This window comes from Methylocella silvestris BL2, assembly GCF_000021745.1.
GTDB lineage: Bacteria > Pseudomonadota > Alphaproteobacteria > Rhizobiales > Beijerinckiaceae > Methylocapsa > Methylocapsa silvestris.
Genome location: NC_011666.1, coordinates 1707576 through 1734456, shown reverse-complemented (window position 1 = coordinate 1734456; position 26881 = coordinate 1707576). Strand labels below are relative to the sequence as shown.

27 protein-coding genes and 1 pseudogene are annotated in these 26881 nt (G+C 63.9%); 21 read left to right on the top strand and 7 right to left on the bottom strand.

Features of this window, described 5'->3' with window-relative positions:
- The first annotated feature begins 37 nt into the window (after window positions 1-37).
- The 5 genes and pseudogenes from sufB to MSIL_RS08175 all read left to right on the top strand — a co-directional run bounded on the left by sufB (window position 38) and on the right by MSIL_RS08175 (window position 5557).
- Window positions 38-1510: a Fe-S cluster assembly protein SufB gene (sufB, locus tag MSIL_RS08195; protein ID WP_012590626.1), complete on the top strand. Its 1473-nt coding sequence runs from the start codon at window positions 38-40 to the stop codon at window positions 1508-1510.
- Window positions 1511-1623: 113 nt separating this feature from the next.
- On the top strand, window positions 1624-2373 hold the full coding sequence (sufC, locus tag MSIL_RS08190) for a Fe-S cluster assembly ATPase SufC (RefSeq protein WP_012590625.1): 750 nt from the start codon (window positions 1624-1626) through the stop codon (window positions 2371-2373).
- 12 nt (window positions 2374-2385) lie between these two features.
- Entirely contained in the window at window positions 2386-3732 is a 1347-nt protein-coding gene (locus tag MSIL_RS08185; protein ID WP_012590624.1) for a SufB/SufD family protein, read from the top strand.
- Window positions 3729-4974 (top strand): annotated as a pseudogene (locus tag MSIL_RS08180) (cysteine desulfurase). Before MSIL_RS08185 ends, MSIL_RS08180 begins: the two are co-directional and overlap by 4 nt.
- 226 nt (window positions 4975-5200) lie before the next feature.
- Window positions 5201-5557: an iron-sulfur cluster assembly protein gene (locus MSIL_RS08175; RefSeq protein ID WP_041368776.1), complete on the top strand. Its 357-nt coding sequence runs from the start codon at window positions 5201-5203 to the stop codon at window positions 5555-5557.
- 913 nt (window positions 5558-6470) lie between these two features.
- Here MSIL_RS08175 and MSIL_RS08165 read toward each other — a convergent pair.
- From MSIL_RS08165 to MSIL_RS08155, 3 genes are all read right to left on the bottom strand, one after another.
- Window positions 6471-7160 (bottom strand): DsbA family protein, encoded by a 690-nt coding sequence (locus tag MSIL_RS08165; RefSeq protein ID WP_012590622.1) that lies wholly within the window; start codon window positions 7158-7160, stop codon window positions 6471-6473.
- A gap of 136 nt (window positions 7161-7296) precedes the next feature.
- Window positions 7297-7803, bottom strand: a complete 507-nt coding sequence (locus MSIL_RS08160) for a DUF721 domain-containing protein (protein ID WP_012590621.1) — start codon at window positions 7801-7803, stop codon at window positions 7297-7299.
- A gap of 45 nt (window positions 7804-7848) precedes the next feature.
- Window positions 7849-8340 (bottom strand): VOC family protein, encoded by a 492-nt coding sequence (locus MSIL_RS08155; RefSeq protein ID WP_012590620.1) that lies wholly within the window; start codon window positions 8338-8340, stop codon window positions 7849-7851.
- 171 nt (window positions 8341-8511) lie between these two features.
- Here MSIL_RS08155 and mutY point away from each other — a divergent pair, with 171 nt between their 5' ends.
- From mutY to MSIL_RS08140, 3 genes are all read left to right on the top strand, one after another.
- Window positions 8512-9591, top strand: a complete 1080-nt coding sequence (mutY, locus tag MSIL_RS08150) for an A/G-specific adenine glycosylase (protein ID WP_012590619.1) — start codon at window positions 8512-8514, stop codon at window positions 9589-9591.
- Window positions 9588-9863 (top strand): Imm74 family immunity protein, encoded by a 276-nt coding sequence (locus MSIL_RS08145; protein WP_012590618.1) that lies wholly within the window; start codon window positions 9588-9590, stop codon window positions 9861-9863. The genes mutY and MSIL_RS08145 overlap by 4 nt, the downstream gene beginning before the upstream one ends.
- A 73-nt stretch (window positions 9864-9936) precedes the next feature.
- Window positions 9937-10281: a nuclear transport factor 2 family protein gene (locus MSIL_RS08140; RefSeq protein WP_012590617.1), complete on the top strand. Its 345-nt coding sequence runs from the start codon at window positions 9937-9939 to the stop codon at window positions 10279-10281.
- Between the two features lie 15 nt (window positions 10282-10296).
- Here the strand turns inward: MSIL_RS08140 and MSIL_RS08135 are convergent, their stop codons facing one another.
- Complete coding sequence (locus MSIL_RS08135; protein ID WP_041367777.1) at window positions 10297-11496, bottom strand: site-specific DNA-methyltransferase; 1200 nt, start codon at window positions 11494-11496, stop codon at window positions 10297-10299.
- A gap of 101 nt (window positions 11497-11597) precedes the next feature.
- Entirely contained in the window at window positions 11598-12224 is a 627-nt protein-coding gene (locus tag MSIL_RS08130; protein WP_012590615.1) for a ribonuclease HII, read from the bottom strand.
- A gap of 288 nt (window positions 12225-12512) precedes the next feature.
- Here MSIL_RS08130 and MSIL_RS08125 point away from each other — a divergent pair, with 288 nt between their 5' ends.
- The 11 genes from MSIL_RS08125 (at window position 12513) to MSIL_RS08075 (ending at window position 22283) form a co-directional block, all read left to right on the top strand.
- On the top strand, window positions 12513-13925 hold the full coding sequence (locus MSIL_RS08125; RefSeq protein WP_012590614.1) for a mannose-1-phosphate guanylyltransferase/mannose-6-phosphate isomerase: 1413 nt from the start codon (window positions 12513-12515) through the stop codon (window positions 13923-13925).
- 157 nt (window positions 13926-14082) lie between these two features.
- Window positions 14083-14541, top strand: a complete 459-nt coding sequence (locus MSIL_RS08120; RefSeq protein ID WP_012590613.1) for a hypothetical protein — start codon at window positions 14083-14085, stop codon at window positions 14539-14541.
- 34 nt (window positions 14542-14575) lie between these two features.
- Complete coding sequence (locus MSIL_RS20685; protein ID WP_244406237.1) at window positions 14576-15451, top strand: ribonuclease T2 family protein; 876 nt, start codon at window positions 14576-14578, stop codon at window positions 15449-15451.
- Window positions 15452-15454: 3 nt separating this feature from the next.
- A complete protein-coding gene (locus tag MSIL_RS08110; protein WP_012590611.1) occupies window positions 15455-16312 on the top strand; it encodes a 23S rRNA (adenine(2030)-N(6))-methyltransferase RlmJ in 858 nt (285 codons plus the stop codon).
- 106 nt (window positions 16313-16418) lie between these two features.
- The gene (locus tag MSIL_RS08105; RefSeq protein ID WP_012590610.1) at window positions 16419-16964 is read left to right on the top strand and encodes a hypothetical protein; all 546 of its coding nucleotides are present in this window, start codon (window positions 16419-16421) and stop codon (window positions 16962-16964) included.
- 110 nt (window positions 16965-17074) lie between these two features.
- Window positions 17075-17671, top strand: coding sequence for a glutathione S-transferase family protein (locus tag MSIL_RS08100; protein ID WP_012590609.1), 597 nt, complete (start codon window positions 17075-17077; stop codon window positions 17669-17671).
- A gap of 115 nt (window positions 17672-17786) precedes the next feature.
- Window positions 17787-18080: a hypothetical protein gene (locus MSIL_RS08095; protein WP_012590608.1), complete on the top strand. Its 294-nt coding sequence runs from the start codon at window positions 17787-17789 to the stop codon at window positions 18078-18080.
- Complete coding sequence (locus MSIL_RS08090) at window positions 18074-18457, top strand: hypothetical protein (protein ID WP_012590607.1); 384 nt, start codon at window positions 18074-18076, stop codon at window positions 18455-18457. The genes MSIL_RS08095 and MSIL_RS08090 overlap by 7 nt, the downstream gene beginning before the upstream one ends.
- Window positions 18458-19012: 555 nt before the next feature.
- The gene (xoxF5, locus tag MSIL_RS08085; protein ID WP_012590606.1) at window positions 19013-20818 is read left to right on the top strand and encodes a lanthanide-dependent methanol dehydrogenase XoxF5; all 1806 of its coding nucleotides are present in this window, start codon (window positions 19013-19015) and stop codon (window positions 20816-20818) included.
- Between the two features lie 137 nt (window positions 20819-20955).
- Window positions 20956-21438, top strand: a complete 483-nt coding sequence (locus MSIL_RS08080) for a c-type cytochrome, methanol metabolism-related (RefSeq protein ID WP_041368769.1) — start codon at window positions 20956-20958, stop codon at window positions 21436-21438.
- Window positions 21435-22283: a substrate-binding domain-containing protein gene (locus MSIL_RS08075; protein WP_012590604.1), complete on the top strand. Its 849-nt coding sequence runs from the start codon at window positions 21435-21437 to the stop codon at window positions 22281-22283. The genes MSIL_RS08080 and MSIL_RS08075 overlap by 4 nt, the downstream gene beginning before the upstream one ends.
- Before the next feature lie 43 nt (window positions 22284-22326).
- Here the strand turns inward: MSIL_RS08075 and MSIL_RS08070 are convergent, their stop codons facing one another.
- The gene (locus MSIL_RS08070) at window positions 22327-23010 is read right to left on the bottom strand and encodes a hypothetical protein (protein ID WP_012590603.1); all 684 of its coding nucleotides are present in this window, start codon (window positions 23008-23010) and stop codon (window positions 22327-22329) included.
- Window positions 23011-23468: 458 nt separating this feature from the next.
- Here MSIL_RS08070 and folP point away from each other — a divergent pair, with 458 nt between their 5' ends.
- Complete coding sequence (gene folP, locus MSIL_RS08055; protein ID WP_012590600.1) at window positions 23469-24341, top strand: dihydropteroate synthase; 873 nt, start codon at window positions 23469-23471, stop codon at window positions 24339-24341.
- Window positions 24322-24837: a 2-amino-4-hydroxy-6-hydroxymethyldihydropteridine diphosphokinase gene (gene folK, locus MSIL_RS08050; protein ID WP_012590599.1), complete on the top strand. Its 516-nt coding sequence runs from the start codon at window positions 24322-24324 to the stop codon at window positions 24835-24837. Before folP ends, folK begins: the two co-directional genes overlap by 20 nt.
- Before the next feature lie 4 nt (window positions 24838-24841).
- Here folK and MSIL_RS08045 read toward each other — a convergent pair whose 3' ends face one another.
- Window positions 24842-26770 (bottom strand): S9 family peptidase, encoded by a 1929-nt coding sequence (locus MSIL_RS08045; RefSeq protein WP_012590598.1) that lies wholly within the window; start codon window positions 26768-26770, stop codon window positions 24842-24844.
- Window positions 26771-26881 lie beyond the last annotated feature (111 nt).

The following is a 26881-nucleotide window of genomic DNA, read 5'->3' as shown; positions in this document are numbered from 1 at the left end:
CGGCGGTCCTTGAAACCGGCAGGGTGAGGAGAAAGATATGGCAGCGGTCCAGGAGACCGTCGATCGCGTCAAGTCGATCGACGTCAGCGAGTATAAGTACGGTTTCTTTTCTGACATCGAGTCTGAAAAGGCTCCAAAAGGTCTGAATGAGGACATTGTCAGATTTATCTCGGCCAAAAAGAATGAGCCGGACTGGCTGACGCAATGGCGTCTTGGCGCCTTCCGCCGCTGGCTGACCATGGCCGAGCCGACCTGGGCTCGCGTCGATTTTCCGAAAATCGATTATCAGGACCTCTACTATTATTCGGCGCCGAAGACGGCCGCCGGCCCGAAATCGCTCGATGAAGTCGATCCGGAGCTGTTGAAGGTCTACGCCAAGCTGGGCATTCCGCTCGGCGAACAGGAGATTCTGGCCGGCGTCGCGCCGGAGCGCCGCGTCGCAGTCGACGCCGTGTTCGATTCCGTCTCGGTCGTCACCACCTTCAAGGAAGAGCTGGCAAAGGCGGGCGTGATCTTCTGCCCGATCTCCGAGGCCGTCCATACCCACCCTGAACTGGTGCAGAAATATCTCGGCTCGGTCGTGCCGACCACCGACAATTATTTCGCGACGCTGAACAGCGCCGTGTTTTCCGACGGCTCCTTCGTCTACATCCCGCCGGGGGTGCGCTGCCCGATGGAGCTCTCGACCTATTTCCGCATCAACGAGCAGAACACCGGCCAGTTCGAGCGGACGCTGATCATCGCCGATAAGGGCTCCTACGTCTCCTATCTCGAAGGCTGCACCGCGCCGAAGCGGGATGAGAACCAGCTTCACGCCGCCGTCGTCGAGCTGGTCACCCATGAGGACGCCGAGATCAAATATTCGACGGTGCAGAATTGGTATCCGGGCGATTCAGAGGGCAAGGGCGGGATCTTCAATTTCGTCACCAAGCGCGGCGACTGCCGCGGCGCCCGGTCGAAAATCTCCTGGACGCAGGTCGAGACTGGATCGGCGATCACCTGGAAATATCCGTCCTGCATCCTGCGCGGCGACGAATCGCGCGGCGAATTTTACTCGATCGCCATCTCGAACGGGCGCCAGCAGGTCGATTCCGGCACCAAGATGATCCATCTCGGCAAGAACACGACGAGCCGGATCATCTCGAAGGGCATTTCGGCGGGAAAATCGCAGAACACCTATCGCGGCCAGGTCTCCTCGCACCGCAAGGCGACGGGCGCGCGCAATTTCACCAATTGTGACTCGCTGCTGATCGGCAATTCCTGCGGCGCGCATACGGTGCCCTATATCGAATCGCGCAATACGAGCACGCAATTCGAGCATGAGGCGACGACGTCGAAAATCTCCGACGACCAGCTGTTCTATTGCATGCAGCGCGGGCTCTCGGCGGAAGAGGCGACGGCGCTGATCGTCAACGGCTTCGTCCGTGACGTGCTGCAGCAGCTGCCGATGGAATTCGCGGTCGAAGCGCAAAAGCTGATCGCGATCTCGCTCGAAGGCAGCGTCGGCTAGCGACCGATCGACCAACCGTCGTCTGAGGCGAAAGCCGCCTCGTTGGCCAATATATCGGCCGGACAGCGCAGGGCGAAGCGGCCCGCGCCCGCCGCAACGCGAAGGACAAGATCATGCTGGAAATCAAGAATCTCACCGTCTCGATCGACGGCCGCCCCATTCTCGACGATCTCAACCTGACCGTGCGGGACGGTGAAGTCGCGGCCATCATGGGCCCGAACGGCACCGGCAAATCGACGCTGTCCTACGTCATCGCCGGGCGCAAGGACTATACGGTGGAATCGGGCGAGATCCTTCTCGATGGGGTCGATCTGCTCGGCCTCGAACCGGATGTGCGGGCCGCCAAGGGCGTCTTTCTGGCGTTTCAATATCCGCTCGAAATTCCGGGCGTTGCGACCATGACCTTCCTCAAGGCGGCGCTGAACGCGCAGCGCAAGCAGCGCGGCGAGGAGGAATTGTCGACGCCGGAACTCATGAAGCGGGTCAAGGCCGGCGCCGAAAAGCTCGAAATCAAGCCGGATATGCTGAAGCGGGCGCTGAACGTCGGCTTCTCCGGCGGCGAAAAGAAGCGCATGGACATTTTGCAGATGGCGCTGCTCGAGCCGACCCTCGCCATTCTCGACGAGACCGACTCCGGGCTCGATATCGACGCGCTGCGCGTCGTGGCGGCGGGCGTCAACGCCCTTCGCTCGCCAAAGCGCAGCTTCCTCATCATCACCCACTATCAGCGCCTGCTCGACTATATCGTGCCGGACACGGTGCATGTCATGGCCAAGGGCCGAATCGCCAAGACCGGCGGCGCCGATCTCGCGCTTGAGCTCGAAAAGAGCGGCTATCGCGACTATGTCGCCGACGCGGCCTGAGGGGGAACGAAGATGAGCGCTCCATTGACGCCGCCGCGCACGCCCGCCGAGGCTGCCCTCGCCGAAGCGTTCGACGCCGCCCTGCCAGGCTTGCCCGGGGGCCCGGACGCGCGAAAATTGCGAGAGGCGGCGTTCAGCAAGTTTTACGACGCCGGCCTGCCGCATCGGCGCATCGAAGCGTGGCACTACACCGATCTGCGCGCGCTGATGCGCACCGCCGCGCCGCTCGCCGAACCGGCTTCGGCTGAGGCGCTCGCCGCATTGCGCGAAAAACTCGCCGCCTCCGCGCCGGGCCAGCGTCTCGTCGTCGTCGACGGCGTGTTCGTCGCCGAATTGTCGGATCCGGCGCCGGAAGGCGTCGTCATCCAGTCGCTCGCCTCGGTTCTCGCCGCCGGGCGTCCCGATTTGATCGCGCTGCTGGCGGCGCAGGATTTCGGCGGAACCGACACGATCGTCTCGCTCAACGCCGCGCTGATGCAGGACGGCGTCGTCATCGAGGTCGCGCCCGGCGCCGTGGTCGCCGAGCCGATCCGCATCGTCTACGCCTCGACCGCGAGCGAGCCGCGCGCGTCCTATGCGCGCTCGGCGCTGATCGTCGGCGCCGGGGCGTCGGTTCGGCTGATCGAGGATGATTTCGGCGCGCAGGCGGCGCAGACCAATCGCTGCCTGGTCGTATCGGTCGCCGACGACGCGGCCTGCGACCACATCGTCTCGATGACGGGAATGGGCCGCGCCAGTCTTCGCATCGAGAGCATGATCGTCCGCCTTGGCGCGCGCGTGAAGTTCAAGAGTTTTGGGCTGATCGGCGACGGCGGCGTCGTGCGCCGTCAGATCTTCATGCGCTTCGACGGCGCTGATTCCGAGGGGCTTCTCAGCGGCGTCTCTCTGCTGCGCGGCCGCGAGCACGCCGACACGACCTTGCTGGTCGAACATGCCGGCACGGGCTGCGCCGGGCGCGAGACCTTCAAATATGTCCTCGACGAAGAAGCTGTCGGGGTGTTCCAGGGCAAGATCACCGTCGAGAAAGAGGCGCAGAAGACCGACGGACGGATGATGAGCAAGGCGCTGCTCCTGTCCGATGGCGTCGCCATGAACAACAAGCCCGAGCTTGAGATCTTCGCGGACGACGTCGCCTGCGGCCATGGCGCGACCTGCGGCGGCCTCGACGAAAATCAGCTTTTCTATCTGCAGACGCGCGGCTTGCCCTTCGCCGAGGCCGAGGCGCTGTTGCTCGAGGCCTTCGCCGCCGATCTCGTCGACGAACTTCTCGACGAGGCCACCGGCGCCGAATTGCGCGAAAAGATCGTGGGCTGGCTGTCGGCCAGAGGGACGACCCCAGTCACGGGAGGTCCGGCATGAACAAGCACATTCACGCGCCGGCGCCTTACGACGTCGCCGCCGTGCGCAGGGATTTTCCGATCCTCGCCACCGAGGTCTATGGCAAGAAGCTGGTCTATCTCGACAATGGCGCGTCGGCGCAAAAGCCCAAAGCGGTTGTGGAGCGAATGGTCGCGGCGACCTATCATGAATACGCCAATGTCCATCGGGGACTGCATTTCCTCGCCAACGCCGCGACCGACGCCTTTGAAGCCGCCCGTGAAAGCGTGCGTTCGTTCCTCAACGCGGAGACGGTGAACGAAATCATCTTCACCAAATCCGCGACCGAGGCGATCAATCTCGTCGCCGCCTCTTTCGGCGAGGCTTACATCAAGTCCGGCGATGAAATCGTCCTCTCGGTGATGGAGCACCACGCTAACATCGTGCCATGGCATTTTCTGCGTGAGCGGAGAGGCGCGGTTCTAAAATGGGTCGACGTCGAGGACGACGGCGCCTTCTCGCTCGAGCGTTTCGAGGCGGCGCTGGGCCCGAAGACCAAGATCGTCGCCATCACCCATATGTCCAATGTGCTCGGCACGGTGACGCCGATCAAGGAGATCATCCGGGATCGCGCATGAGCGGGGGATTCCCGTCCTGGTCGATGGTTCGCAGGGCGCCGTGCATCTGCCGGTCGACGTGCGCGATCTCGACGTCGATTTTTACGTGGTGACTGGCCACAAGCTCTATGGCCCAACCGGAATCGGCGCCCTCTACGGCAAGGCGAAATGGCTGGAAGTGATGCCGCCCTTCCTCGGCGGCGGCGAGATGATCAAGGACGTGACGCAGGAATACGTCACGTATAATGAACCGCCGCACCGCTTCGAGGCCGGCACGCCGCCGATCATCCAGGCGGTCGGGCTCGGCGCCGCGCTCGAATATATGCGCGCGCTCGGCCGCGACCGCATCCATGCGCATGAGATGGCCTTGAGCGATTATGCGCATCAGCGTCTGGCGGAGGTCGAATCCCTGCGAATCTTCGGACAGGCGGAAGGCAAGGGCGCTATCATTTCCTTTGAAATGAAGAACGCCCACGCCCATGACGTCGCGACGATCCTCGATCATGCCGGCGTCGCCGTGCGGGCCGGCACGCATTGCGCGCAGCCGCTGCTGCGACGTTATGGCGTCACTTCGACCTGCAGGGCGTCATTTGCGCTCTATAACACCTTCGAGGAGGTGGATAAGCTGGTCGAGGCCTTGCTCAAGGCGGAGCGGATGTTCGCCTGAGGCCGCAGCCGGATTTATAATCCGTCTCAACTGGATCGCATCTTGGCGGGAAATTCGCATATAGTGGGCGGCAGGACGCTCACCGACAAAGCGGATTGCTTTCTGACTTAAGCGGGTAGGTCGAACGGGAAAGGGTATTTGCATGGCCAGCCTTGAACCGGCTCATGCGGAAGGAATGAGGAATCAATCGATGGGCGAAGAGAACCCGGCCGGAGCGGCGGAAACGATGCCGCATGAGCCGAAGTGGATCTTCGACGCGTCGATTCCGCAGGCCGAACGCACAAGATTCATCGACGATTGCGTCGCTTCCTTCAAGACCGTCTTCGATCCCGAAATTCCCTGCGATATCTATGAGCTCGGCCTGATCTACAAGGTCGACGTGACAGCCGACCGCCTGGTCAAGGTCGATATGACCCTGACGGCCCCCGGTTGCCCCGTCGCCGGCGAGTTGACGCGCTCGGTCGAGACGGCGGTCAATTCCGTCGGCGGCATTCTGGGCGTGATCGTCGACGTCGTCTTCGATCCGCCATGGGATCAGGCGCGAATGTCGGACGAGGCGCGCGTCGCGCTGGATATGTTCTGACATTTTTGCCGGGGCTTGCTTCGGAGGGCGCTTAGGCCGCCCTCCGTGACGCCTCGCCTAATCCTGATCCTTTAGAATCTGCGCCAGCAACTCCTCGCCACCCTCGATCGATTCATCTCCGCGGAAGCGCGAAATTTCGAGGTGGTCGTCCTCGAAGATGTCGATTCGATCCGCTCTCCGACGATCGTGACCAACAGCGTGATCGCGTCTGGCCGAGATATCCGACAGAACTTGTCCGTGGCCGACCAAGGCCAGAGTCGGAGCGGCTCCCGCGCTCGATCCCCTTTGGCCACTGGCCTGGCCGTTGCCGGCCGGAACGCGCGGCTGGTCGGGATAGATCTCTTCCTCGCCTCGAGCGCGGCAGGATCGAGGCCGAGACAATCAGGGCGTTGGGCGTCATGCCGGCTTTAAGGAGTCGTCGGTCGCGAAGAGCGTGAAGCCTGCACAGCGCACGCGAGGGGCGGCGGCCGGGCGCAAGTCAAAGGCGTTTGCGCAAGAAACTTTTCACCGCCGGTCCAGAGGCCGACGGATTGTTGATGATTTAAACGATATGAGGGGGAGTCGGCGCGTCCGTGCGTCGCCGCCAGCAGCGCGAGACTGCGCCGCTCTTCCCCCTCCGGCGTGAGGCTGGCGATCACTGTATTGACGCCGGGCAAGCCCGTCGCCGGTCAGCTCCAGAGAGCGCCGAAGTCCGAGCGCGCACCGCTTTGGGGCAAATCGCCGTTCCAGATCGTCAAACTCAATCACCAAGCTCCTCCGTGCTGACGGATTCGAGATTGGCGGAATTTATGCGAGTTCGGTATTTCTACCTAGTCGGCGGAAGGACGCTTTCGAAGGCGGGAGATTGCACGATCGCGTCGGGCGCGCGCGCAATCAGCCGGCGCGGCGCGGCGCACTTTGCTTGAGGGCAGCCTCACCCCTTCAGCAGAGGCTCCAGCAATTTGTCGAGCGTCTCCGGCGAGATCTCGCCGCTTTCCTTCTTGCCATTGATGAAGAAAGTTGGCGTCGCGGTCACGTTGAATTTCGCCGAGGCGTTGTCGCGCACCTTGTTGACGTTGTTGTAAAGCTCCTGGTTCTTCAGGCAGGCTTCGAACCCCTCCTGTCCGATGCCCGCCTGTTTCAGGAGGGACGAAAGCGCCTCGACCGGCTTTTCGGTAAAGGCCCAGTTCTTCTGCTGCGCAAAGAGAAGATCGACGATGGCGTTGCGCTTGTCGTCGCCGGCGCAGCGGGCCAGCATGAAGCCGGCGGTCGCCAGGGGGTCGAGCGGAAATTCGCGCAGGATGAAGCGCACCTTGCCCGTATCGATATATTTGCTTTTCAGCACCGGGAAGGTCGTCGTGTGGAAGGCGGCGCAATGCGAGCACGTCATCGAGGCGTATTCGACGATGGTGATTGGAGCGTCGGCGGATCCGAGCGGCAAATCGGGAAGGGCGCCCGGCGCCATCAGCTGATCGGGCGGAACGGTCGCGCCTTGGGCCAGCGCAGGCGCCGCGCCGAATGCGGCGGGGACCACGAAGGCGGCGGCGAGGGCCAGCGCCGCGCCGGCGAAACGGAACAGGAATCGCCGGCTCGGATTGGCCGGAGCTTTGGTCAAAGTCGTCATGGATTTCGATTCCATCCGGCGGGTAGGAGTGGCGAAGTCAGCGAAGGCCGACGATGGAGTGTGGCCCGCGGACCGCTTCATCGCCAGAAAAAACATGCGCGGCAAAACGCATGTCCGCGCGGCGGAACGATGGCGGTCAGCCGCCGTCCTCGCGCTGGGAGCGGGTTAGCACACAGGCGCCGAGGCGCGTCAAGGCGTCGCGGAGCGCTTCATCCGCGATATCGCCGGTTGCAGCGGCCGCGGCCTTCACAATTTCGGGAGTCGGCGGCGCGTTGCGGCGTCTTGGGCCGGGCCGCGGCTCCAGCGGGCCCTGTTTTAAAAGCAGCCGGTCGACGCAGCGCCAGCCAAGATGGGCGTTGACGCGTTCGACGACAATTCCCGCAAGATGCTGAAGCTCGAGCGCGAAGCCGGTCTCGACCCTTACGATGAGCGTAGCCGGCGTCGCGGCGGCGCGGCCCCGGGGCGGCCATTGCAGCTTGATCGGCTGCGACATGGAGGCGATGCGCGCGCCGACGATTTCCTCCCAGTAGAGGATGACGTCGGATTTGCCGAAGCCGCGCCGCGCCAGCGCCGGATCGATGATCGGCCCGACGAGGTCGGCGATCGGCCGCGACCATGGATCCTTGAAACGCTTTGCGCGCATGAATCTTTGTAGCGCGTTTCGGCCCGGCCGCAAGGCGGCGGCGATTCAGCCCTGTGCCGGCGCCTCGCCGTGGAGAGCCGCGGCACGGCGGCGAATTTCCTCGGTCGAGAGATCCTCGATGTGACTGGCGATCCACCAGCGATGTCCGAACGGATCTTCGAATTTGCCGCCGCGATCGCCATAAAACTGGTCGGCCACCGGCCGTAGGGTCTTCAGCCCTTCCTGCTCGGCGCGACGGATGAAGGCGTCGACGTCCTCGACATAGAGATGGATCAATACCGGCGTGCCGCCGATCGTTTGCGGCGACAACGCCTCATGATCGGGAAATTCATCCGACAGCATGATTTTCGCCGGGCCGATCTCGAGTTCGGCGTGGCCGACGCGCCCCTCATGCTCGATGCGCATGGCCTCCGCCGCGCCAAAAGCGCGTTTGTAGAATTCGATGGCGCCGGAGCCGTCGCGCACGGTGAGATAGGGGATCGCGCCCTCGCGCCCTGCCGGGACGGGCTTGGCGCTGGGCGCGGATTGCTGGTTCATCGATGCTCCTCCGGGCGCTTTTTTGCTGCGCCTCTGTTTGAAGGTTTCGGACGGCCTTGCGGCGTCAAAACGCCAGTCACGCCGCTGTGTCGGACGCTCACGCGCCGGGGTCCGCGTTCCGATCAATCTGGCTCGCTTTGCGAAGCAGATGAGACCGGCTAAACGAGGCGCATGTGTGACGCCGCAATCGCAGACGCCGCAATCCCAGACGCAGTTCTTGCCTGGTACGACCGTCATCGCCGCGTTCTGCCCTGGCGCGCGCCGCCCGGCGCGGCGGCCGACCCTTACGCCGTCTGGCTCTCGGAAATCATGCTGCAGCAGACGACGGTCGCGGCGGTCAAATCCTATTTCTCCGCGTTTCTGGCGCGCTGGCCCAACGTCGACGCCCTCGCGCGGGCGCCGGCCGAGGAGGTGATGCGGCAGTGGGCCGGGCTTGGCTATTATTCGCGGGCGCGCAATTTGCACGCCTGCGCCAAGACCGTGTCCGCAAAATTTGGCGGACAATTTCCGGACGAGGAGGCGGCCCTGCGCGCCCTGCCAGGTCTTGGCCCTTATACCGCCGCGGCGGTCGCCGCGATCGCCTTTTGCCGCAAGGCCGCCGTCGTCGACGGCAATGTCGAGCGCGTCCTGTCGCGCCTCTACGCGATCGAGGCGCCACCGCCGGCGGGAAAACGCCTGATCTACGCACGGGCCGAAGCGCTGACGCCGGCGGAGCGTCCCGGCGATTATGCGCAGGCGATGATGGATCTTGGCGCGACGATCTGCACGCCGAAAAGCCCCGCCTGCGCGATCTGCCCCCTGAACGGAGCCTGCGCCGCGTTCAGGATCGGCGATCCAGCGCGTTTTCCGGTGAAGGCCGCGAAACCGGAGCGGCCGCTCCGGCGAGGCGCCGCCTTTTATGTGGCGCGGCCCGACGGCGCGGTCCTGGTGCGAACGCGCCCGCCGAAAGGGCTGCTCGGCGGCATGACGGAGATCCCGGGCTCACCCTGGACCGAGGATTTCGACGAGGCCGGCGCGCCGCGCCATGCCCCGGTCGAGGCGCGCTATCGCCGGCTGGCGCGCCCGGTCGAGCACAGTTTCACGCATTTTGCCTTGCAGCTTTCGGTGTATGTGGGGGAGGCTGGGGCAAACATGCCGGCGCCCGACGGTTGCCGCTGGGCGGCGGCCGATCTTGAGAATGAGGCGCTGCCGACTCTCATGCGCAAACTCGTCAGCGCGGCGAGGCGGCGGGAATTTGGGGGAGATCTGTGACAAAGGCCAAGCGGCGCGGATCAGGACCGCAGATCACTCTGACGGAGGGCGCGATCCGGATCGCCTGGGCGGACAGGCGCCTCACGATCCTGCCCTCGGCGCAGCTTCCCGACGCCGAGGAGCCGGCCGATTTCGTCGTCGATCTCGATCAGATCGTCGCCTGGGACGCGCCTCATGAGGGCGCAGAGATCACCATCGAAGAGCTGCAGGTCATCGTGCAGGCGATCGAAGGAGAGTTCGAGAAGCTTGGCCTTATCGTCGAGCTGGATTGATTGCGGCAGGTCAAGCTTGCGCTGTCGTCATCTTCGCGGCACAAGAGCGCCATTGTAATGGGAGCGCTGTTTTATGACCCGTACGCCGCAAGAAATTTTCCAGCACCATGCCGAGACGCTCGTGGCCGCTGACCTCGACGGCATCGTCTATGATTATGCCGAAGACGCCGTCATCCTGACTGCGGCGGGCGTGAAGCGCGGCAAGGCGGGCGTTCGCGAGGCTTTCGTCGCGCTGCTCGCGGATTTGCCGCAGGCCGACTGGGCTTTGCCGACCGTCCTCTTTGAAGGGGATGCGTTGTTTCTGGAGTGGACGGCGAAATCGAAGGAAAATTACGCCGACGATGGCGTCGACACCTTCATTTTCCGCGACGGGTTCATCCGGCTGCAGTCGGTGCGCTACACGCTAAAGAAGGTCTGATCAGGTAAATCCCAATCAGGCTTCGGCCTCGCGCAGTTTTCCGCGCGCCACCGTGCGCAGCGCGTCGATCGGCTGCAATTTGCCGCCTTGTGCGAAGTGCCAATAGGTCCAGCCGTTGCAAGCCGGCAGGCCCTGCGCCAGCGCGCCGATTTTGTGGATCGAGCCGACGACCGGCCCAAGCGTGATGGCGCCGTCGGCCCTCACGGTCGCGCGATGACGCTGCTTGTCGTCGACGAGACTGTCGCCGGGCGCGATCAGCCCGGCCTCAACGATTGCCGAAAAGGCGACGCGCGGCTCGGTGCGCTTGCTCGGCGTCAGCGCGATTGCTGCTTCGGGCAGAGTCTCGACGGCGTCGATGCGCGCCCGCGCGGCGGCGGCGTAGGTTTTATCACGCTCGATGCCGACGAAATGCCGCCCGAGCCGTTTCGCGGCGGCGCCCGTGGTGCCCGAGCCGAAGAACGGGTCGAGCACGACATCGCCGGGGTTCGTCGCGGCGATCAGGATACGGGCCAGCAAAGCTTCCGGCTTTTGCGTCGGATGCGTCTTGCGCCCGTCCGAACCTTTCAGCCGTTCGGCGCCGGTGCAGATCGGGAAAAGCCAGTCCGAGCGGAGCTGGCAATCCTCATTGCCCGCTTTCAGAAGCTCATAATTGAAGCGGTAGTTTTTGGCGGCGGAATCCTTCGCGGCCCAGATCAGGGTTTCATGGGCGTTGGTGAAGCGGCGTCCGCGAAAGTTCGGCATCGGATTGGCCTTGCGCCAGACGATGTCGTTCAAGATCCAAAAGCCTTCGTCCTGCAGCGTCGAGCCGACCCGGAAAATATTGTGATAGGAGCCGATCACGAACAGCGTCGCTTCGGGCTTCATGACGCGGCGCACGGCCTTGAGCCATGACCTGCTGAAGGAATCATAATGGGAGAAGCTGTCGAACTTGTCCCAATCGTCGTTGACGGCGTCGACGAGGCTCTGATCCGGCCGCGACAGCGTCGATTCGAGCTGCAGATTATAGGGCGGATCGGCGAAGACGGCGTCGACCGAGGCCGCAGGCAGGCGCGCCAGCTGCTCGAGGCAGTCGCCGATCAGGATTTCATTGAGCGGAAGCGCGGGAGAACAATCCGCCGGGAGAGGCGCGGAAAACGCTCCGGTCTCAGTACGCAATACCTTAAGCTGAGATCGGGCGAGCGCTGCGCGCGCGGCCCCGGCGGATGCTGGACGCATGATTAAAAACCGATACGCAACTGACGCACATTGTTTACCGTCCGAGCGGTAAAGGGCGCGTTGCGGGGTCCAGCCGGGGTTGTCCCGATTTTGGACGGGTTTCAGTCGGCCCGGAACGGCCGAAAGGTCAGCCGGTGAAACGGGCAGGGGCCGTGCGCCTCGATCGCCTGCAAATGCGCCGGCGTGCCATAGCCGACATGCTGGCTGAAGCCATACACCGGGTGGACGGCGCAGAGCCGGCTCATCAGCCGGTCGCGCGTGACCTTGGCGACGATCGAGGCGGCGGCGATTGAAAGGATCGAGGCGTCGCCTTTGACGATTGTCTCGCCTTCGCAGCAAAGATCTGGAGCCAGATCATTGCCGTCGATCAGCACATAGCGCGGCGAGGCGGCGAGGGCCGCTAAGGCGCGGCGCATGGCGCGGAAGGTCGCCTGACGAATGTTTACGGCGTCGATCTCTTTGACGCTGGAAAAGCCGACCGCGACCGCCAGCGCCCGCTTCATGATCGATTCATAGAGCTTTTCACGCTCCTCGCGCGTCAGCTGCTTCGAATCATTCAGCCCGCGCGGCAGATTGTCGGGATCGAGAATTACGGCCGCGGCGGCGACCGGTCCGGCCAGCGGCCCGCGTCCCGCCTCGTCGACGCCGGCGACGGGCCAGACGTCGCGGCGCAGCAGCTTGCGCTCCAGCCGGAAGTCAGGGCGATCCAGGATCGGCTTTTCGGCCAAGGCGATCTACCGAGGCTGCGGCAGGGCGCCGCGCAAGGCGCGGAAGGCGGCGCCGGCGGGCGCCAAAGGCGAGGGAGGCGACATTTTTTTCATTGCCCTTTATAACTTGTCCCGCGCTCCGCTCAGCTTGAGGCGGTCCGATTGGCTGCGCCGACCTTTTGACGGATTGAGGACGGCGCAGAACCGTCCCGCCTCTGGCGCGCTCGCCTAAACCGGGCCGTTATGCTAGATCGCGCGAAATTTTCCAGGATCAGACCAACCAACCGATTTGCCTGCAGGGAATGAAGAATGCCGAAAATCCTTCCGGTTATCATGTGTGGCGGCTCCGGGACGCGGGTCTGGCCGGAATCCCGCGAAAGCCTGCCGAAGCAATTCATCTCCCTTGTCGGAACGCGCTCGACCTTCCAGATGGCCGCCGAGATCCTGAAGGATCCGGTGTTCGAAAACCCGATCGTCATTTCCAATCACGATTACCGCTTTCTCGTGTCCGAGCAACTGGCCGAGATCAAACGGGAAGCCCGCATCGTCCTTGAGCCGGTGCGGCGCGATTCGGCCCCCGCCGTCGCGGTCGCCGCCGAACTCGCCGCGCAGCTTGGCCCTGAGACGGTCGTCGCCCTGCTCGCCGCGGACCATGTCGTGCAAGACACAAAAGGCTTCGTTGAGCTCTGCAAGCAGGCCGCCGAGGCCGCCGCGCTTGGCTATATCGTGACTCTCGGCATCAAGCCGACAGAGCCCGCGACAGGCTACGGCTACATCAAGACCGGCAAGCCTGTGAGCCTCGACGGCGCGGTGCTGAAAGTGGCGGGCTTTGTCGAAAAGCCCGACGCCGCCACGGCGGAAAAATATATCGCCGAGAATTATCTCTGGAATTCCGGCAATTTCTTCTTCCGCGCCGACGTCATGCAGGCCGAATTGCAGAAATTTGCGCCCGCCGTCGCAGAGGCCGCCGCCGCGGCCGTCGCAGCGGCGAAGCAGGATCTGAATTTCCTCGTCCTCGACAAAGACGCGTTCAGCGCCGCGCCGAAAATCTCGATCGACTATGCCGTCATGGAGCGGACCGACAAGGCGGCGGTGGTTCCAGCCGACATCGGCTGGTCCGACGTCGGCAATTGGGCGGCCGTCTGGGATCTGTCGGATCGCGATGAATTTGGCAATTCGACGCGCGGCAACGGCGTCGTGATGAACGCCTCCAACGTGCATATCCGCTCGGATGATTTCCTGACGACGGTCGTCGGCGTCGACAATGTCATCGTCGTCACGACGCAGGACGCCGTGCTCGTGCTCAACAAGGCTTGTGGCGATCAGGTCAAGCAGCTCGTCGACAGGCTGAAAGCGGAAGGCCGGCCGGAGGCGCTGCAGCACAAGCGCTCCTACCGGCCCTGGGGCTATTATCAGTCGGTCGACAATGGCGCCCGCTATCAGGTCAAGCGCATCGTCGTGAAGCCGGGCCAGCGGCTCTCGCTGCAAAAGCATTTCCACCGCGCCGAGCATTGGATCGTGGTCCGGGGCACGGCGGAGGTCACGCGCGACAGTGAGGTGATCTTCGTTCACGAGAACGAATCGATCTATCTGCCGATCGGCTGCACCCACCGCATGACCAATCCGGGGCGGATCGATCTCGAATTGATCGAGGTGCAGACAGGCTCCTATCTCGGTGAGGACGATATCATCCGCATCGAGGACATCTATAATCGCGGCTGAAATTTCGCCGCCGGCGCAGGGTTGCAACAGGCGCCGTAAAACGCGCCCCTCGGCCGCCGCGCGCTCTTGACGGCTTGACCTTCGCGCCGCATCGTCGCCGCTCTTTCGGGAGGCAAGCGCGACGTTTGCCGCCCGGCCGACAAATGGCGGAGCGCCCATGGCGAACAGAACATCAGGTCTTGCTGCAGCGGTCGCCTTGTTTGCCGCCGCGGCGGCGATCGGCGGCCCGGCCGCGTCGGCGCGTCCGCTGGTGCCGTCCGAATATCGCTACGAGCCGTTCGACAGCAATCTGCCGGCCTGCGCCGATCCGGAGCCGCTTGGCGAGATCAGGACCACGTTTCGCGAGCGCGAGGAGCAGTACTGGCGCACGGGCCTCGACATCGTCGCCTTCGAGGTGGTGCAGGAAACCGGCTTTCGTTCAAACGGCCTCGACTATATTCCACGCCGCTATTGCGAGGCGCGCATCGCAATGAGCGACTCAAAAGTGCGGCTGATCTCCTATTCGATCTCGCAGAGCCTTGGCCCGATTGGTTTTGGCTTCGGCGTCGAATGGTGCGTCAGCGGTCTTGATCGCTTCAACGCCAATGCGCCGAACTGCAAGATGGCGCGGCCGTAGCTCAATGGTCGGCTTCCGCATCGGCGCGCGCGCCTTGGCTGCCTGTCTGGTCGCCGCACTCGCTGGCGCGCCTGCATTTGCGCCCGGCGCAGCCATCGCAGGCGAACAGAACTGCGCACTCGACGAATGCGTCAATCAAAATTCCCCGGCGGAGCCTGCCGCGGGCGCGCCGGCGCCCGCGCCTTCCACCCCGCCCGCCATCGCCGGCGCACAGGACTGCGTGCTCGATGAATGCGCCGGCGCCGACCCCTCGGCAACGCCGCCGCAAACCGCTGCGCCGGCGCCCGCGCCTGTCACGCCTGCGGCTCCAGCCGTCTACCGGCGCAGCGCCAATGCGCCAGGCGATTTCGATTTCTACGTGCTCGCACTGTCCTGGTCGCCCGGCTTCTGCCGCACCGCCGCGGCTGAGCGCGCCGGCAGCCAATGCGCGCCGGGCGCAGGCCTCGGCTTCGTCGTGCATGGGCTCTGGCCGCAATATGAGCGCGGCTATCCGCAAAATTGTCCGCTCGGCGCGTCATTTCCCTCGCGCATCGCGCTTCAGAACGCGTCCGGCGTTTATCCGAGCGAAAGCCTCGCCCGCTACGAATGGCGCAAGCATGGGGTCTGCTCCGGCCGCAGCCCGACCGATTATTGCGCGGACGTGCGCCGGGCGCGCGAGGCGGTCGTCGTTCCGCCGTCCTTCGCCAATCCCGCGCTGACGCAAACCTCGACCTCGATCGATATTGAGCGCGCCTTCATCGCCGCCAATCCCCGCCTGCGGCCGGGGATGATCGGCGTGTCCTGCAAGCAAAGCGTGTTGCAGGAGGTCAGGGTCTGCCTCTCCAAGGATCTGCGCGATTTCCATGCTTGCCCGGAGATCAGCCGCCGCCACTGCCCGATCGGCCAGATCGCCGTCCCGCCGGCGCTGTGAGTTTTGAACTACGCGCATGATTTCCACGCCGGCAATTTCGCCGACGTGCTCAAGCATATTTTTCTCGTCCGCATCCTTTTGTATCTGCGCCGCAAGGAGGCAGGGTTCCGTTATATCGAAACCCACGCCGGCGGCGGCCTGTATGATCTTGGCTGCGCAAGGGCCGAAAAAACCGGCGAGTGGCGCGGCGGCGTCCTGCGGCTGATGCAGAGCGAAGTTGCCGGGCCGGTGCGGGAGCTGATCCAGCCCTATCTTGACTGCGTCGCGCCCTATCTTTCCCAAGAGCCCCCGCTTTATCCGGGCTCGCCGCTGATCGGCGCGGCGCTGCTGCGGCCGCAGGACCGGTTGATCGCCTGCGAGCTTCATCCCGAAGCGTTCGATCGCCTTGCTGAAAATCTCAAAACCTATCGCCACGCAAAACCGATCGAGATCGACGGCTATTCTGGTCTCAAGGCCTATATTCCGCCGCCCGAGCGCCGCGGCCTCGTGCTGATCGATCCGCCCTTTGAAGACGCCGGTGAATTCGCCCGCCTGGGCGAGGCGCTGCCCGCGGCGGCGCGCAAATGGCCGACCGGAATTTATATGCTCTGGCGCCCGGTGAAGGATCGCGCCGCGGTCGCCGGCTTCACCCGCAGCCTCGCGCAGGGGCTTGCCGCGGCAGGGGCACGCGCGGCGCTGCGGCTTGAATTGCAGATTCGGCCGCAGGAACGCGACGGTCCGCTGACGCGGACGGATCTCCTGATCGTCAATCCGCCCTTCACCCTCGCCGATGAAGCGCGGCTGATCATGCCCGAGCTCGCCCGCAGCCTCGGCGAGGCCGGGTCCGATTGCGGCGTCGAGGTCCTGTTTGAGGCGGGGTAGCGGCCGGGCGCCATGAATTTGGCGTCCGCTTCATTTTTCCGGCGCCAGCGGGGCCGTTCCATACGTTAAGCGCTCCAGAAACGTCAATTCGGGAGAGGACTTCGCGATGGGGAAATCAACGAGGCGCCTTGCCGCCGCCTTTGCCGGCGTTTGCGGCGCTGTTCTGCTTGCGAGTTCCGGCGCCGGGCAGGCGGCGGAGACGTGCTTTCATGTCTGCCTCAAACAAAGGATGGCGTCGCCCGACATCGCGGATTCCGCCATTCGCGACGCGATGGCCTCCTGTCGCGACGATTGCGACGAAGAGGCCGAAGCGCGCCTCGCGCAGTCCGGCCTTGCAGAGAAAATCGCCGCCTGCGAGCCGGCGCCCCTGGGCGCAGAGGAGTTCCGAAAAATCCGTTCCGCCAGTCCCTCGGTGGTCGGCTTCGCCAACGCCTTCACCTGGGAGGTCAACAATGTGCTCCCGGACAAGATCATCCGCCGCGTTGAACTCGTGACCCAGAGCCTCGGGCTCCAGGATGTCACCATGGCGGCGAGCGGCATTGTCGCGCCCGGAGAACGCGGCGCTTTCTTCGTCAACAATGTCGCCGACGGCTACCCGGCGGTGCGTCTGACCTCCCGCGTCAAGGCCATCTATGCCTGCCCCGCGAAATGAAAAAGACACTCTCGCGCCTCATCCGCATTGGCCCCCTCGCCAGCAGCGCCCGGCGCCTTTATGGCTTGCGCGGCGCGCGGCGCCCGGCCGCGCTCTGGATGAGGTTTTGTATGATGCAGTTGCGAACGTCCGGGGCGTCTCCCTTTGGGCGGAAAGTTCAGCTGGCCGCCGCGATCGCCGGCCTGGCGGACCAAATCAAGGTGATCGCGACCGACACCAACGATCCGGCCTGCGGCCTGAGCGACCTCAATCCGCTTGGCAAGATTCCGGCTCTCACGCTCGATGGCGGCCCGACCTATTTCGACAGCCGGGTCATTGTCGAATATCTCGACCATCTCGCCGGCGGCGATGTCCTGATCCCCAAAGAGCCCGGCCCGCGCTTCAAGGATTTGACGCTGGCCGCGCTTGCCGATGGCGTGATGGAGGCGAGCCTGCTCCAGATCTATGAGAGCCGCCGTCGCGCAGCCGCCAAGCAGGATCCGCTTTGGCTCGACTGGCAATCCGGGAAAGTCGCGCGCGGCCTCGCCGCTTTCGCCGCCGCGCCGCCTTCGGGCCGTCGCACGGCGGGCCATATCGGCCTTGCCGCCGCGCTCGGCTATCTTGACCTGCGTTTTGAAGGACGCTGGCGAAAGGACTATCCGGAGCTCGCCGCCTGGCTCGCCACTTTCGCCGCGGAGGTTCCGGCCTACGCGGCGACCGCCGCTTAAGCCAAAGCGGGCGCGAGCCCATCGAAGCGCGTTATCGCACAGTCGGCATGGCGAGCAATTGACATGGTTAATGCATCCGGGCGCACGCGCTCGCAGGCATTCGCTAGGGGCGCCCATGTCTCTCAACGCCATTTCGACGATCGGATTGCGGCTTTATCTCGGCTTCGCGCTTTGCGTCTTTTCGGCGCTGGCCATGGCGCTGGCCGCAAGCTATCTTGGCGGCGGTTCGACGCCCGCGACGATCCTTTATTCTTTCTTGTGCGTTGGCTGCAGCGCCGGTCCGTCTCTTCTGGCGCTGGCCGCGGGCGCGATTCTTGCCGCAGCGTTGCTTCGGACCGGAAGAAGAGCCGCTTCGCGCCGGCAACAGCGAACCGCCCCGTCCATTGGAACAGTGAAGCCGCAATGCTGAATTCCCATTTGAGAAACAAAGGCGTCGTCAAGACAGTGATGGCTGCGTTCTTCGCGCTGGCGCCCTTGCCGTTGATCGCCGCGGCCGCCGGCGACAAGACCGTCAACGACTATCCGACGGAGGCGCGCGCGGACTATGTCTATGTCTGCATGAAGACCAATGGCGAATCGCGGGACAATCTGAAGCGGTGCTCCTGCTCGATCGACGTCATCGCTTCGCTATTGCCCTATGAGCGCTATGAAGCGGCCGAAACCGTGTCGAGCCTGAATCAGGCGCTGGGCCAGATCGGCACGATGTTTCGCAACAGCCCGCAGGCTCAGGCGACCTCGCAGGAGCTCCGCCGCGCTCAGGCCGAAGCTGAGGTCCGCTGCTTCTAACGTTTTGCGCGTCCATGTGCGCGGCGGGCCGCCGCGAATACTTGGCGCGGCGCGCAATCGATCAAGTTTGCATCGCAGCCATTACATGCGTGCGGCGCACAACAACAGATGCTGCTGTGCAGCAATTACCGGAATATGAATTTTTCTATAAAGACCGGGAGAGTTACGTTAATTTTATATCCGGGTCTTCTCTCGGCGAGGCCGCCGCGCCGATGCGCGCAAGGCGTGCGAGGCGATAAAAACAGACTTATTTACAGATACTTATGCGCTTTCGGCGGGGCCGCGCCGACCTGCGCCAAAGCCTTCTTTCGCGGATTTTCCCGATTTTTTTGGACTATTGTCTCACCGCTCTTGCCAATATATACAGGTCCCGTAGTTTTCCGGTTTCATGAGCGGCTGGTCGGGGCCGCCGCTCTTTTCGAAGACGTGAGCGAGGCGTGCTTGGTCGGCATGACTTTGCTGAGGTGGTGACACGCTGCCGGAAAGACATACAAGAAGCGCTGCCGAAGCAGGATAAGCTTCGCAGTCCGCATACATACGGTCCGGAGGAAATACATGCGCAAAATCCTATTGATGTCCTGTGTCGCCGCATCTGCGCTCATGGCGAACGGGGCGTTCGCAAACGAAGAGCTGATCACTCTTCAAAAGAACGCCAAGAACTGGGCTCTGCCCACCGGTGACTATTCTAACCACCGCTTCTCGGAACTCAATCAAATCACCAACAAGAACGTTAAGGATCTCGTTCCGGTTTGGACGTTCTCGACAGGCGTGCTGCGCGGCCACGAAGGCAATCCGCTCGTGATCGGCGACGTGATGTATTTCTCGACGCCCTTCCCCAACATCGTCTACGCTCTCGATCTCAACAATGACGGCAAGATCCTTTGGAAATATGAGCCGAAGCAGGATCCGAGCGTCATTCCGGTGATGTGCTGCGATACCGTAACGCGCGGCGTCGCTTACGGCGACGGCAAGATTATTCTCGGCCAGGCCGACACCACGCTCGTTGCTCTCGACGCCAAGACCGGCCAGCCGGTTTGGTCCGTGAAGAACGGCGATCCGGCGAAGGGCGAAACCAACACGTCCGCCCCGCAGGTCATCAAAGACAATGTGATCATCGGCATCTCCGGCGGCGAGTTCGGCGTCCGCGGTTCGGTGACGGCTTACGATCTCAAGACTGGCAAAAAGGTGTGGCGCGGCTATTCGATGGGCCCGGACTCCGATACGCTGATCGATCCCGAGAAGACCACCGCTCTCGGCAAGCCGGTCGGCGCGAACTCCGGCACCAACACCTGGGAAGGCGATCAGTGGAAGATCGGCGGCGGAACGACGTGGGGCTGGATCTCCTATGATCCCGAACTGAACCTCGTCTACTACGGCTCCGGCAATCCCTCGACCTGGAACCCGGTGCAGCGTCCCGGCGACAACCGTTGGTCGATGTCGGTCTGGGCGCGTGACGCGGACAGCGGCAAGGTCAAGTGGATCTACCAGATGACCCCCCACGACGAGTGGGATTATGACGGCATCAATGAAATGGTGCTGACCGAGCAGAAGATCGGCGGCAAGGAGCGCAAGCTTCTGACCCACTTCGATCGTAACGGCTTCGGCTATACGCTCGACCGCGTCACCGGCGAATTGCTCGTCGCCGAGAAATACGATCCGGCCGTCAACTGGGCGACCAAGGTCGATATGGACAAGTCGTCGAAGAGCTACGGCCGTCCGCTCGTCGTGCCGCAGTTTTCGACCGCTCACGGCGGCGAAGACGTGAACACGAAGGGCATCTGCCCGGCCGCTCTCGGCTCCAAGGACGAGCAGCCTTCGGCTTACTCGCCCCTCACCGAACTGCACTATGTTCCGACCAATCACGTCTGCATGGACTATGAGCCCTTCAGAGTGAGCTACACCGCTGGCCAGCCCTACGTTGGCGCGACGCTGTCCATGTATCCGCCGAAGGGCGAATCCAACATGGGCAACTTCATCGCTTGGGACGCCAAGGTCGGCAAGATCGTATGGTCGAACAAGGAGCAGTTCTCGGTGTGGTCGGGCGCGCTCGCGACCGCCGGCAACGTCGTGTTCTACGGCACGCTCGAAGGCTACCTCAAGGCTGTCGACGCCAAGACGGGCGAAGAACTCTACAAGTTCAAAACGCCGTCGGGCATCATCGGCAACGTGATGACCTATGAGCACAAGGGCAAGCAGTTCGTCGCCATCCTGTCCGGCGTCGGCGGCTGGGCCGGCATCGGCCTCGCGGCCGGCTTGACCGATCCGAACGCCGGCCTCGGCGCCGTCGGTGGTTACGCCGCCCTGTCGAACTACACAGCGCTCGGCGGTCAGCTGACCGTTTTCGCTCTGCACGGTAAGTAAGCCTGCCCACTTAATCGCAAATCAACCGGAGACCTCGGCGCTGCAGCGCCGAGGTCTTTCGCGTTGGCGTCCATCCAAAAAGGGATTGTTTCGTGCTTATCAGCTCTCGCGTTCGGGCCTTCTCCTTCGCCCTTCTGATCTCCTCCGCTGGCGTCGCATGGGCCGAAGCTCCCAGCGATCCGGCAGCGGTCAAGCAGGATGACCTTGGCAAATGGTTCGATGCGAAAGGCGATCCCACCTATAAGATCGAATCGGACGGCAAACTCGACTGGTTCTCCTATTCCGGCTTTCGCCGCTACCACTCCGAATGCCACGTCTGCCACGGCCCTGATGGCGAAGGCTCAAGCTACGCGCCCGCATTGAAAAACTCGTTGAAGACGCTCACCTACGCAGAGTTCGTCGGCATTGTTGTCGGCGGCCGGCGCAATGTGACAAGCAGCCAGGAGAACGTCATGCCGGCGTTCGGCGACAACAAAAATGTGATGTGCTATCTGGATGATATCTACGCTTATCTACGTGGGCGCTCCACCGAGTCGATTGCCCGCGGCCGCCCCGCCGGGCATGTCGAAAAGCCTGAGAAGGCGACCGAGGCCGAGAAGGCCTGCTTGGGACTCCAATGACGTCACGCTCTCGCGCTTTCCTTTTGCTGGTCGCCCTGTCGTCTGCTGCGGCCTTCGGGCTTGAAGTTAGGGCCGAGGGCGCCGACGACGCGGCGATCGAACTTGTCGATCCCGACGTATTGCGCGTTTGCGCCGATCCGCGCGATTTGCCGTTCTCGAACGAGGCCGGCGAGGGGTTTGAAAACAAGATCGCGGATCTGCTGGCGCAGAAGCTCGGCAAGTCGGTCGCCTACGTCTATTATCCGAACACAACAGGCTTCATCCGCAACACCTTGAACGCCCATCGTTGCGATGTCGTGATGGGAATCCCGCAGGGCGACGATATCGTCCAGGTCACCAACCCCTATTATCGCGCCTCCTATGCCGTGGTGACGAAGAAGGGGAGCGATCTCGAAAGCGTCGAGAGCCTGAGCGATCCGCGCCTCAAGGGAAAACATATCGGGATTGTCGCAGGCACCCCGCCGGCGACGATCATCGCCCTCAATGGGCTGCTGCCCAACATCAAGTCCTATGCGCTCGTCGTCGACACGCGGGCCGACGCGCCGCCTGTGGAAATGATCAAGGATCTTGAAGCCGGCGACATCGACATCGCCGTTCTTTGGGGGCCGATCGCCGGAAACTTCGCCAAGAACGCCAAAACGCCGCTGGTCGCGACGCCGCTGCTGCTCGAAAAGATCGGGCCGCGCATGGTCTATCGGATGGGCATGGGCGTTCGCCACTCCGATCAGGAGTGGAAGCGGACGCTGAATAAATTCATCGCCGAGAACCAGACGGAAATTGACGCCATCCTGACGAATTATGGCGTGCCGCTGCTGGACGAGAACGACAAGCCCAAGACGCACTAAGCCCGCGTTCGGCGCGCGAAACGCGCGCCGGCTGCTGGCGCCGTCAATCCATGGCGTTCTGGATGCTTCGCGCCACGGCGAACAGGCGCTGCTCGATGAGCGTCGGCGCTTCGCAGGCGTAGGTCAGCGACTTTCGCCCTTCGTCGAACAGGCGAATATCCCACTGCAATTTCTCGACCGCGGGATTGTCAGCGGGTTCGGGCTGCTCCGGCCGCGAGGCGCCGGGAGCATTCTGAATCGCCGCATTCTCGGCCCGTATCTTTGACGCGAGCGCCTTCTGCTTGCGGCTGAAGCGCATCAGGCCCTCGATGACGTCCGATCGCTCTCGGTTGAGCGTTTCGAACGCTCCGGCGAACAGCGCCGTCAGTTTGGCGTTTTTGTCGGAGCCCGCTGCGGCGGCGAAGCTCTCGATTTCCTTTTCCGCCGTCTCGATCGTGGTTTTCCGCGCCGCAATCTCTGCGACGAGATCGGCCGTCGCGCCGTCGTCGCGCCATTGCACGGAGTCGATCGAGGGACCGGACCAGACCGCGGGCAGGGAAATCTGATCGACAAGGATCTGCTTGCACGGCCAATCCTTATTGGCGGGCGGCTCCGGCTGGACCGCGGCGCCCTTATCGGCTGGCGTGTCCTGCGCGCGGGACGGGCCGAGCGGCAAGCCGGCGAAAAAGGCGATGGCCGCGGCGGCGGTGGTCGTAAGCGCTGCGCTGACGCTGCGTTGAGACCGCATTAGTCCTCCGAACTCTTATGGCGCTTGTTGGCCTTGGCGGGAGCTTGGGCGAACGCTTGAGCGAGCGCCTGCTTCGCGTCGGGCGAGGCTTTTTCTCTGACATAAGTCGCCTTCATAAGCCAACCTCCGAATCGCGCTGTAGTTCGGCGTTGGACGGCGTCGATAGCTGACTTGTGCTTTTGCATCCATTTCTGCATGCTGAGCGTTTGCGCGTTTGGTTGATCGTCTATCTTCGGGGGCGCTGACATGGGACTTATGGAATTGATCCTGACAGTTTGCGCGCTCGCGCAGCCGTCGGCATGCGAAGAAAAGAATCTCGTCTTTGAAGATCGGGGCCAAAGTCTCGCGGAATGCGCCATGGCGGCGCCGCCGACGATCGCTGATTGGGTCAATCACCATCCCGCGCGAATCGTGGTCAAATGGCGTTGCGACTACCCCGGGCGCGAAGGCCACGACCTTTGAGCGAAACCGGCGCGATCGCCGTCGACCCGGATTCGATGGCGCATAAACGGGACGCATTCCTCGCCCGCATCGGCCTTGGCGCGCTAATCATGGGCATCGTCAATGTGACGCCGGATTCCTTTTCCGACGGCGGCAAATTCGAAACAGCCGCTGCGGCGGTGGCGCAGGCGCGCAGGCTCGCGCAGGAGGGCGCGGCGATCATCGACGTCGGAGCGGAATCGACGCGGCCCGGACACGAGCCCGTGCCCGCCGAGGTGGAACGCGCACGGCTCGAGCCGCTGCTAGGCGCGATCGTCGCGAGCGTCGCGGAGCCTGTCTCGATCGACACCTCCAAGGCCTCGGTCGCCCGCTTCGCCACCGGGCAGGGCGTCGCCTTCATCAATGATGTCTGGGGTCTGCAACGCGATCCGGCCATGGCCGACGTCGTCGCCGAGAGCGGGGCGGGCGTCGTCATCATGCATAATCGCGGCGAGCTCGACCCCGAATGCGACATTGTCGACGACATGCGGCGCTTCTTCGACAAATCCCTGATGCTTGCTGAAAAAGCGGGCGTGCCGCGCCAGCGCATCATCCTCGATCCGGGCGTCGGCTTCGGCAAGACGCGGCAGCAAAACCTTCAGGCCATTCATGGCATGCGCGCGCTTTTGACGTATGAGCTGCCGATCCTGCTCGGCGTCTCGCGCAAATCCTTGCTCCGGTCGCTGGTGCCGGACGCGCCCGTGTCCGCAGCGCAGGTCGAGCCGCGGCTTGTCGCCACGATCGCCGCTAATCTCGCCGGGGCGGCGGCGGGCGCCGCCATTTTTCGCGTGCATGACGTCGCCGATCATGTCGCCGCCTTCAAGGTTTTCGATGCTATCGAACGGGCCTGAGCCGGTCGAAGCGCCGGTCGCGATTGGCCTCGGCCTTGGCAGCAATATTGGCGACAAGCCCGCCAATCTTGCGGCGGGCCTTGCGCATCTTGAGGCGCGCGGCGCCGTCAAGATCGACGCTGTTTCCTCGATCTACCGCACTGCGCCCTGGGGCTATCTCGACCAGGAGGATTTCGCCAACGCTTGCGCCCTGGCGACGACGACGCTGTCGCCCCGCGCGCTTTTGGCCGAGGTCAAAGCCGTCGAGGCGGAAATGGGCCGGTTGCAGGGCCTGCGCTGGGGCCCGCGCCTGATCGATATCGACATTCTGTTTTATGGCGACCATGAAATCGAATGGGCGGAGCTCGTGCTGCCGCATAAGGAGCTGTTCCGGCGCGCCTTCGTGCTGGAGCCCTTGGCGGAGATCGCGCCGCAGCTGATGCTTGGCGGTCGCAGCGTGCGGGAGGCCGCGGCCGAGGCCGGCGGCAAGGGCGTCGAACGCTGGTTCAAATCCTGAACGATCACGAATTGGCGATGACCACGCGCTCGCTCAAGCCCGGCGCCAAAAATCCAAAGATGCGTCCGTAAAAATCAAGCTCGAGCTCAAGAACGCGGCGCAGCGTTTCGGCCTTGCGAAAGCCGTGACCCTCCCCGGCGAAAAGATAATAGGCGACAGGCAATCCGCGCGCCTTCATCGCCGCGACCATCTCCTCCGCCTGATTCGGCGGCACGGTGCGGTCCTCCTCGCCTTGAAAGAAGATCACCGGGCAGCCGAGCTTGTCGAGATGGTTGATCGGCGAGCGCTCGGCGTAAAGCGCCTCGGCCTCGGGAAGTGGGCCGATCAAAGCGTCGAGATAGCGCGATTCGAATTTATGCGTGTCGCGGGCGAGCAGCATCAGATCGGCGACGCCGTAAAGGCTGGCGCCGGCCTTAAACACGTCGCCGGAGGTCAAGGCGGCGAGGGTCGTGAAGCCCCCCGCGCTACCGCCGCGGATCGCGAGACGCGCACCGTCGACGAGGCCCCTTTCGACGAGAGAGGCTGCGGCCGCCTGGCAATCGGCGACGTCGACGATCCCCCAGGCGCCGTTGAGAAGGCGCCGGAACGGACGTCCATAGCCGGTCGAGCCGCCGTAATTGACGTCGACGACGGCGACGCCGCGGCTGGTCCACCATTGCACGTTGAGGCTGAAGGCGTTGGTGGTCATGCTGGTCGGACCGCCATGGGTTAGCGCCACCAGCGGCGGCAGCGCGCCGTCCGGGCCGCAAAAATCGCGATTTTTCGGTGCATACCAAAAGGCGTGGCCTCTCCCGTGCGGCGTCTCGAATTCGATCGGCGCGCCAACCGAGATCGTCTCCCCAGGCAGGATGGAGGGGGCCGCCGCCCGGACGAGAAGGGCGGGCGCATTGAGCGCGGGTTTGAGCATGATCGCGGGCGGCGCCGTCGGCGTGGCGGCGATGAAGGCTGCGCCGTCGCCGACCGGCAGCGGACAATCCTGCACCTGCCCAAAATCCAGGGCGCCCTCATCGAGGCGGATCAACGCGCCGCCGCCGATCAGGGCCGTGCGCCGAACGCCATCCTGCACCACGCTGACGATGATGCGTCCATTGGCGAAAAAGGCGTAAAAGCGCTGGCGGAACACCCAATGCGGTCCGCCGATCTCGGCCTCGACCGGGCCGAGCGCGACGTCAGCGCCGTCTTCGCGCGCGTAAAGATTCCACCAACCGGTGCGGTCGGAGCAGAAATACAGGACATTTTGCGGCGACCAGCCGGGCTGGACGATCGCCTCCGCCGCGCCGCCTCCGGCGATCAGCTCCGGCGCGCCGACGCCGCCGCCATCAAGCGGCGCGCAAAAAAGCTGCGTGCGGTCCCAGGGCATGTCCGGGTGGTCCCAGGCGATCCAGGCGAGGCTTTGGCCATCCGGCGAGAGACGCGGCGAACTTAGAAAATCCGGTCCCCGGATCAGGACCGCTTCCTCCGCCCCGGCGAGCGACAGGGCGACGATCGCCGCCTCGGGGTCCGTCGGCGGGCGTCCCCGATGGTCTTCCCGCACGGCGAACACGCGCTGGCGGGGCAGATCGAATTCGAAATCGGCGTAGCGGCAGCCGTCCGGCGTCGCGATTTTTCGCGGCGCTGCGCCGCCTTCAATCGCCCAGACCGACCCGTCGCTGCGCTCGCTGTAGACAATCCAGCCCTCAGTGACGCCATAGGCGCCGCCGCCATATTCATGCACGCGGCTGCCGACATTGACCGGCGCCGGCGTCACATCCGCGATGATTCCGTCGGCGCTGCGCCGGCACAACGCCTGACGGCCGCCCTCCGTGGGGCGTCCTTCCAGCCAGTACAGGGCGCCGCCGCAGGCGGAGAGCGAGCCGAGGCTGATCGAGGCGCCTGTCATCAGCTCGGTCGTAACCGGCGAGATCCAGGCGCCGTAGGGCGCGATTGTCGTCATGCGATGGGGAGTTTGGAGAACGGGGCGGGTGAAACTGGGTCGGCGCGGCGAGCGCCAGATCCTGAGGCATTATGGGCCTGCGCAGAGGCGCGGCGCAAGCGGCGCGGAGGT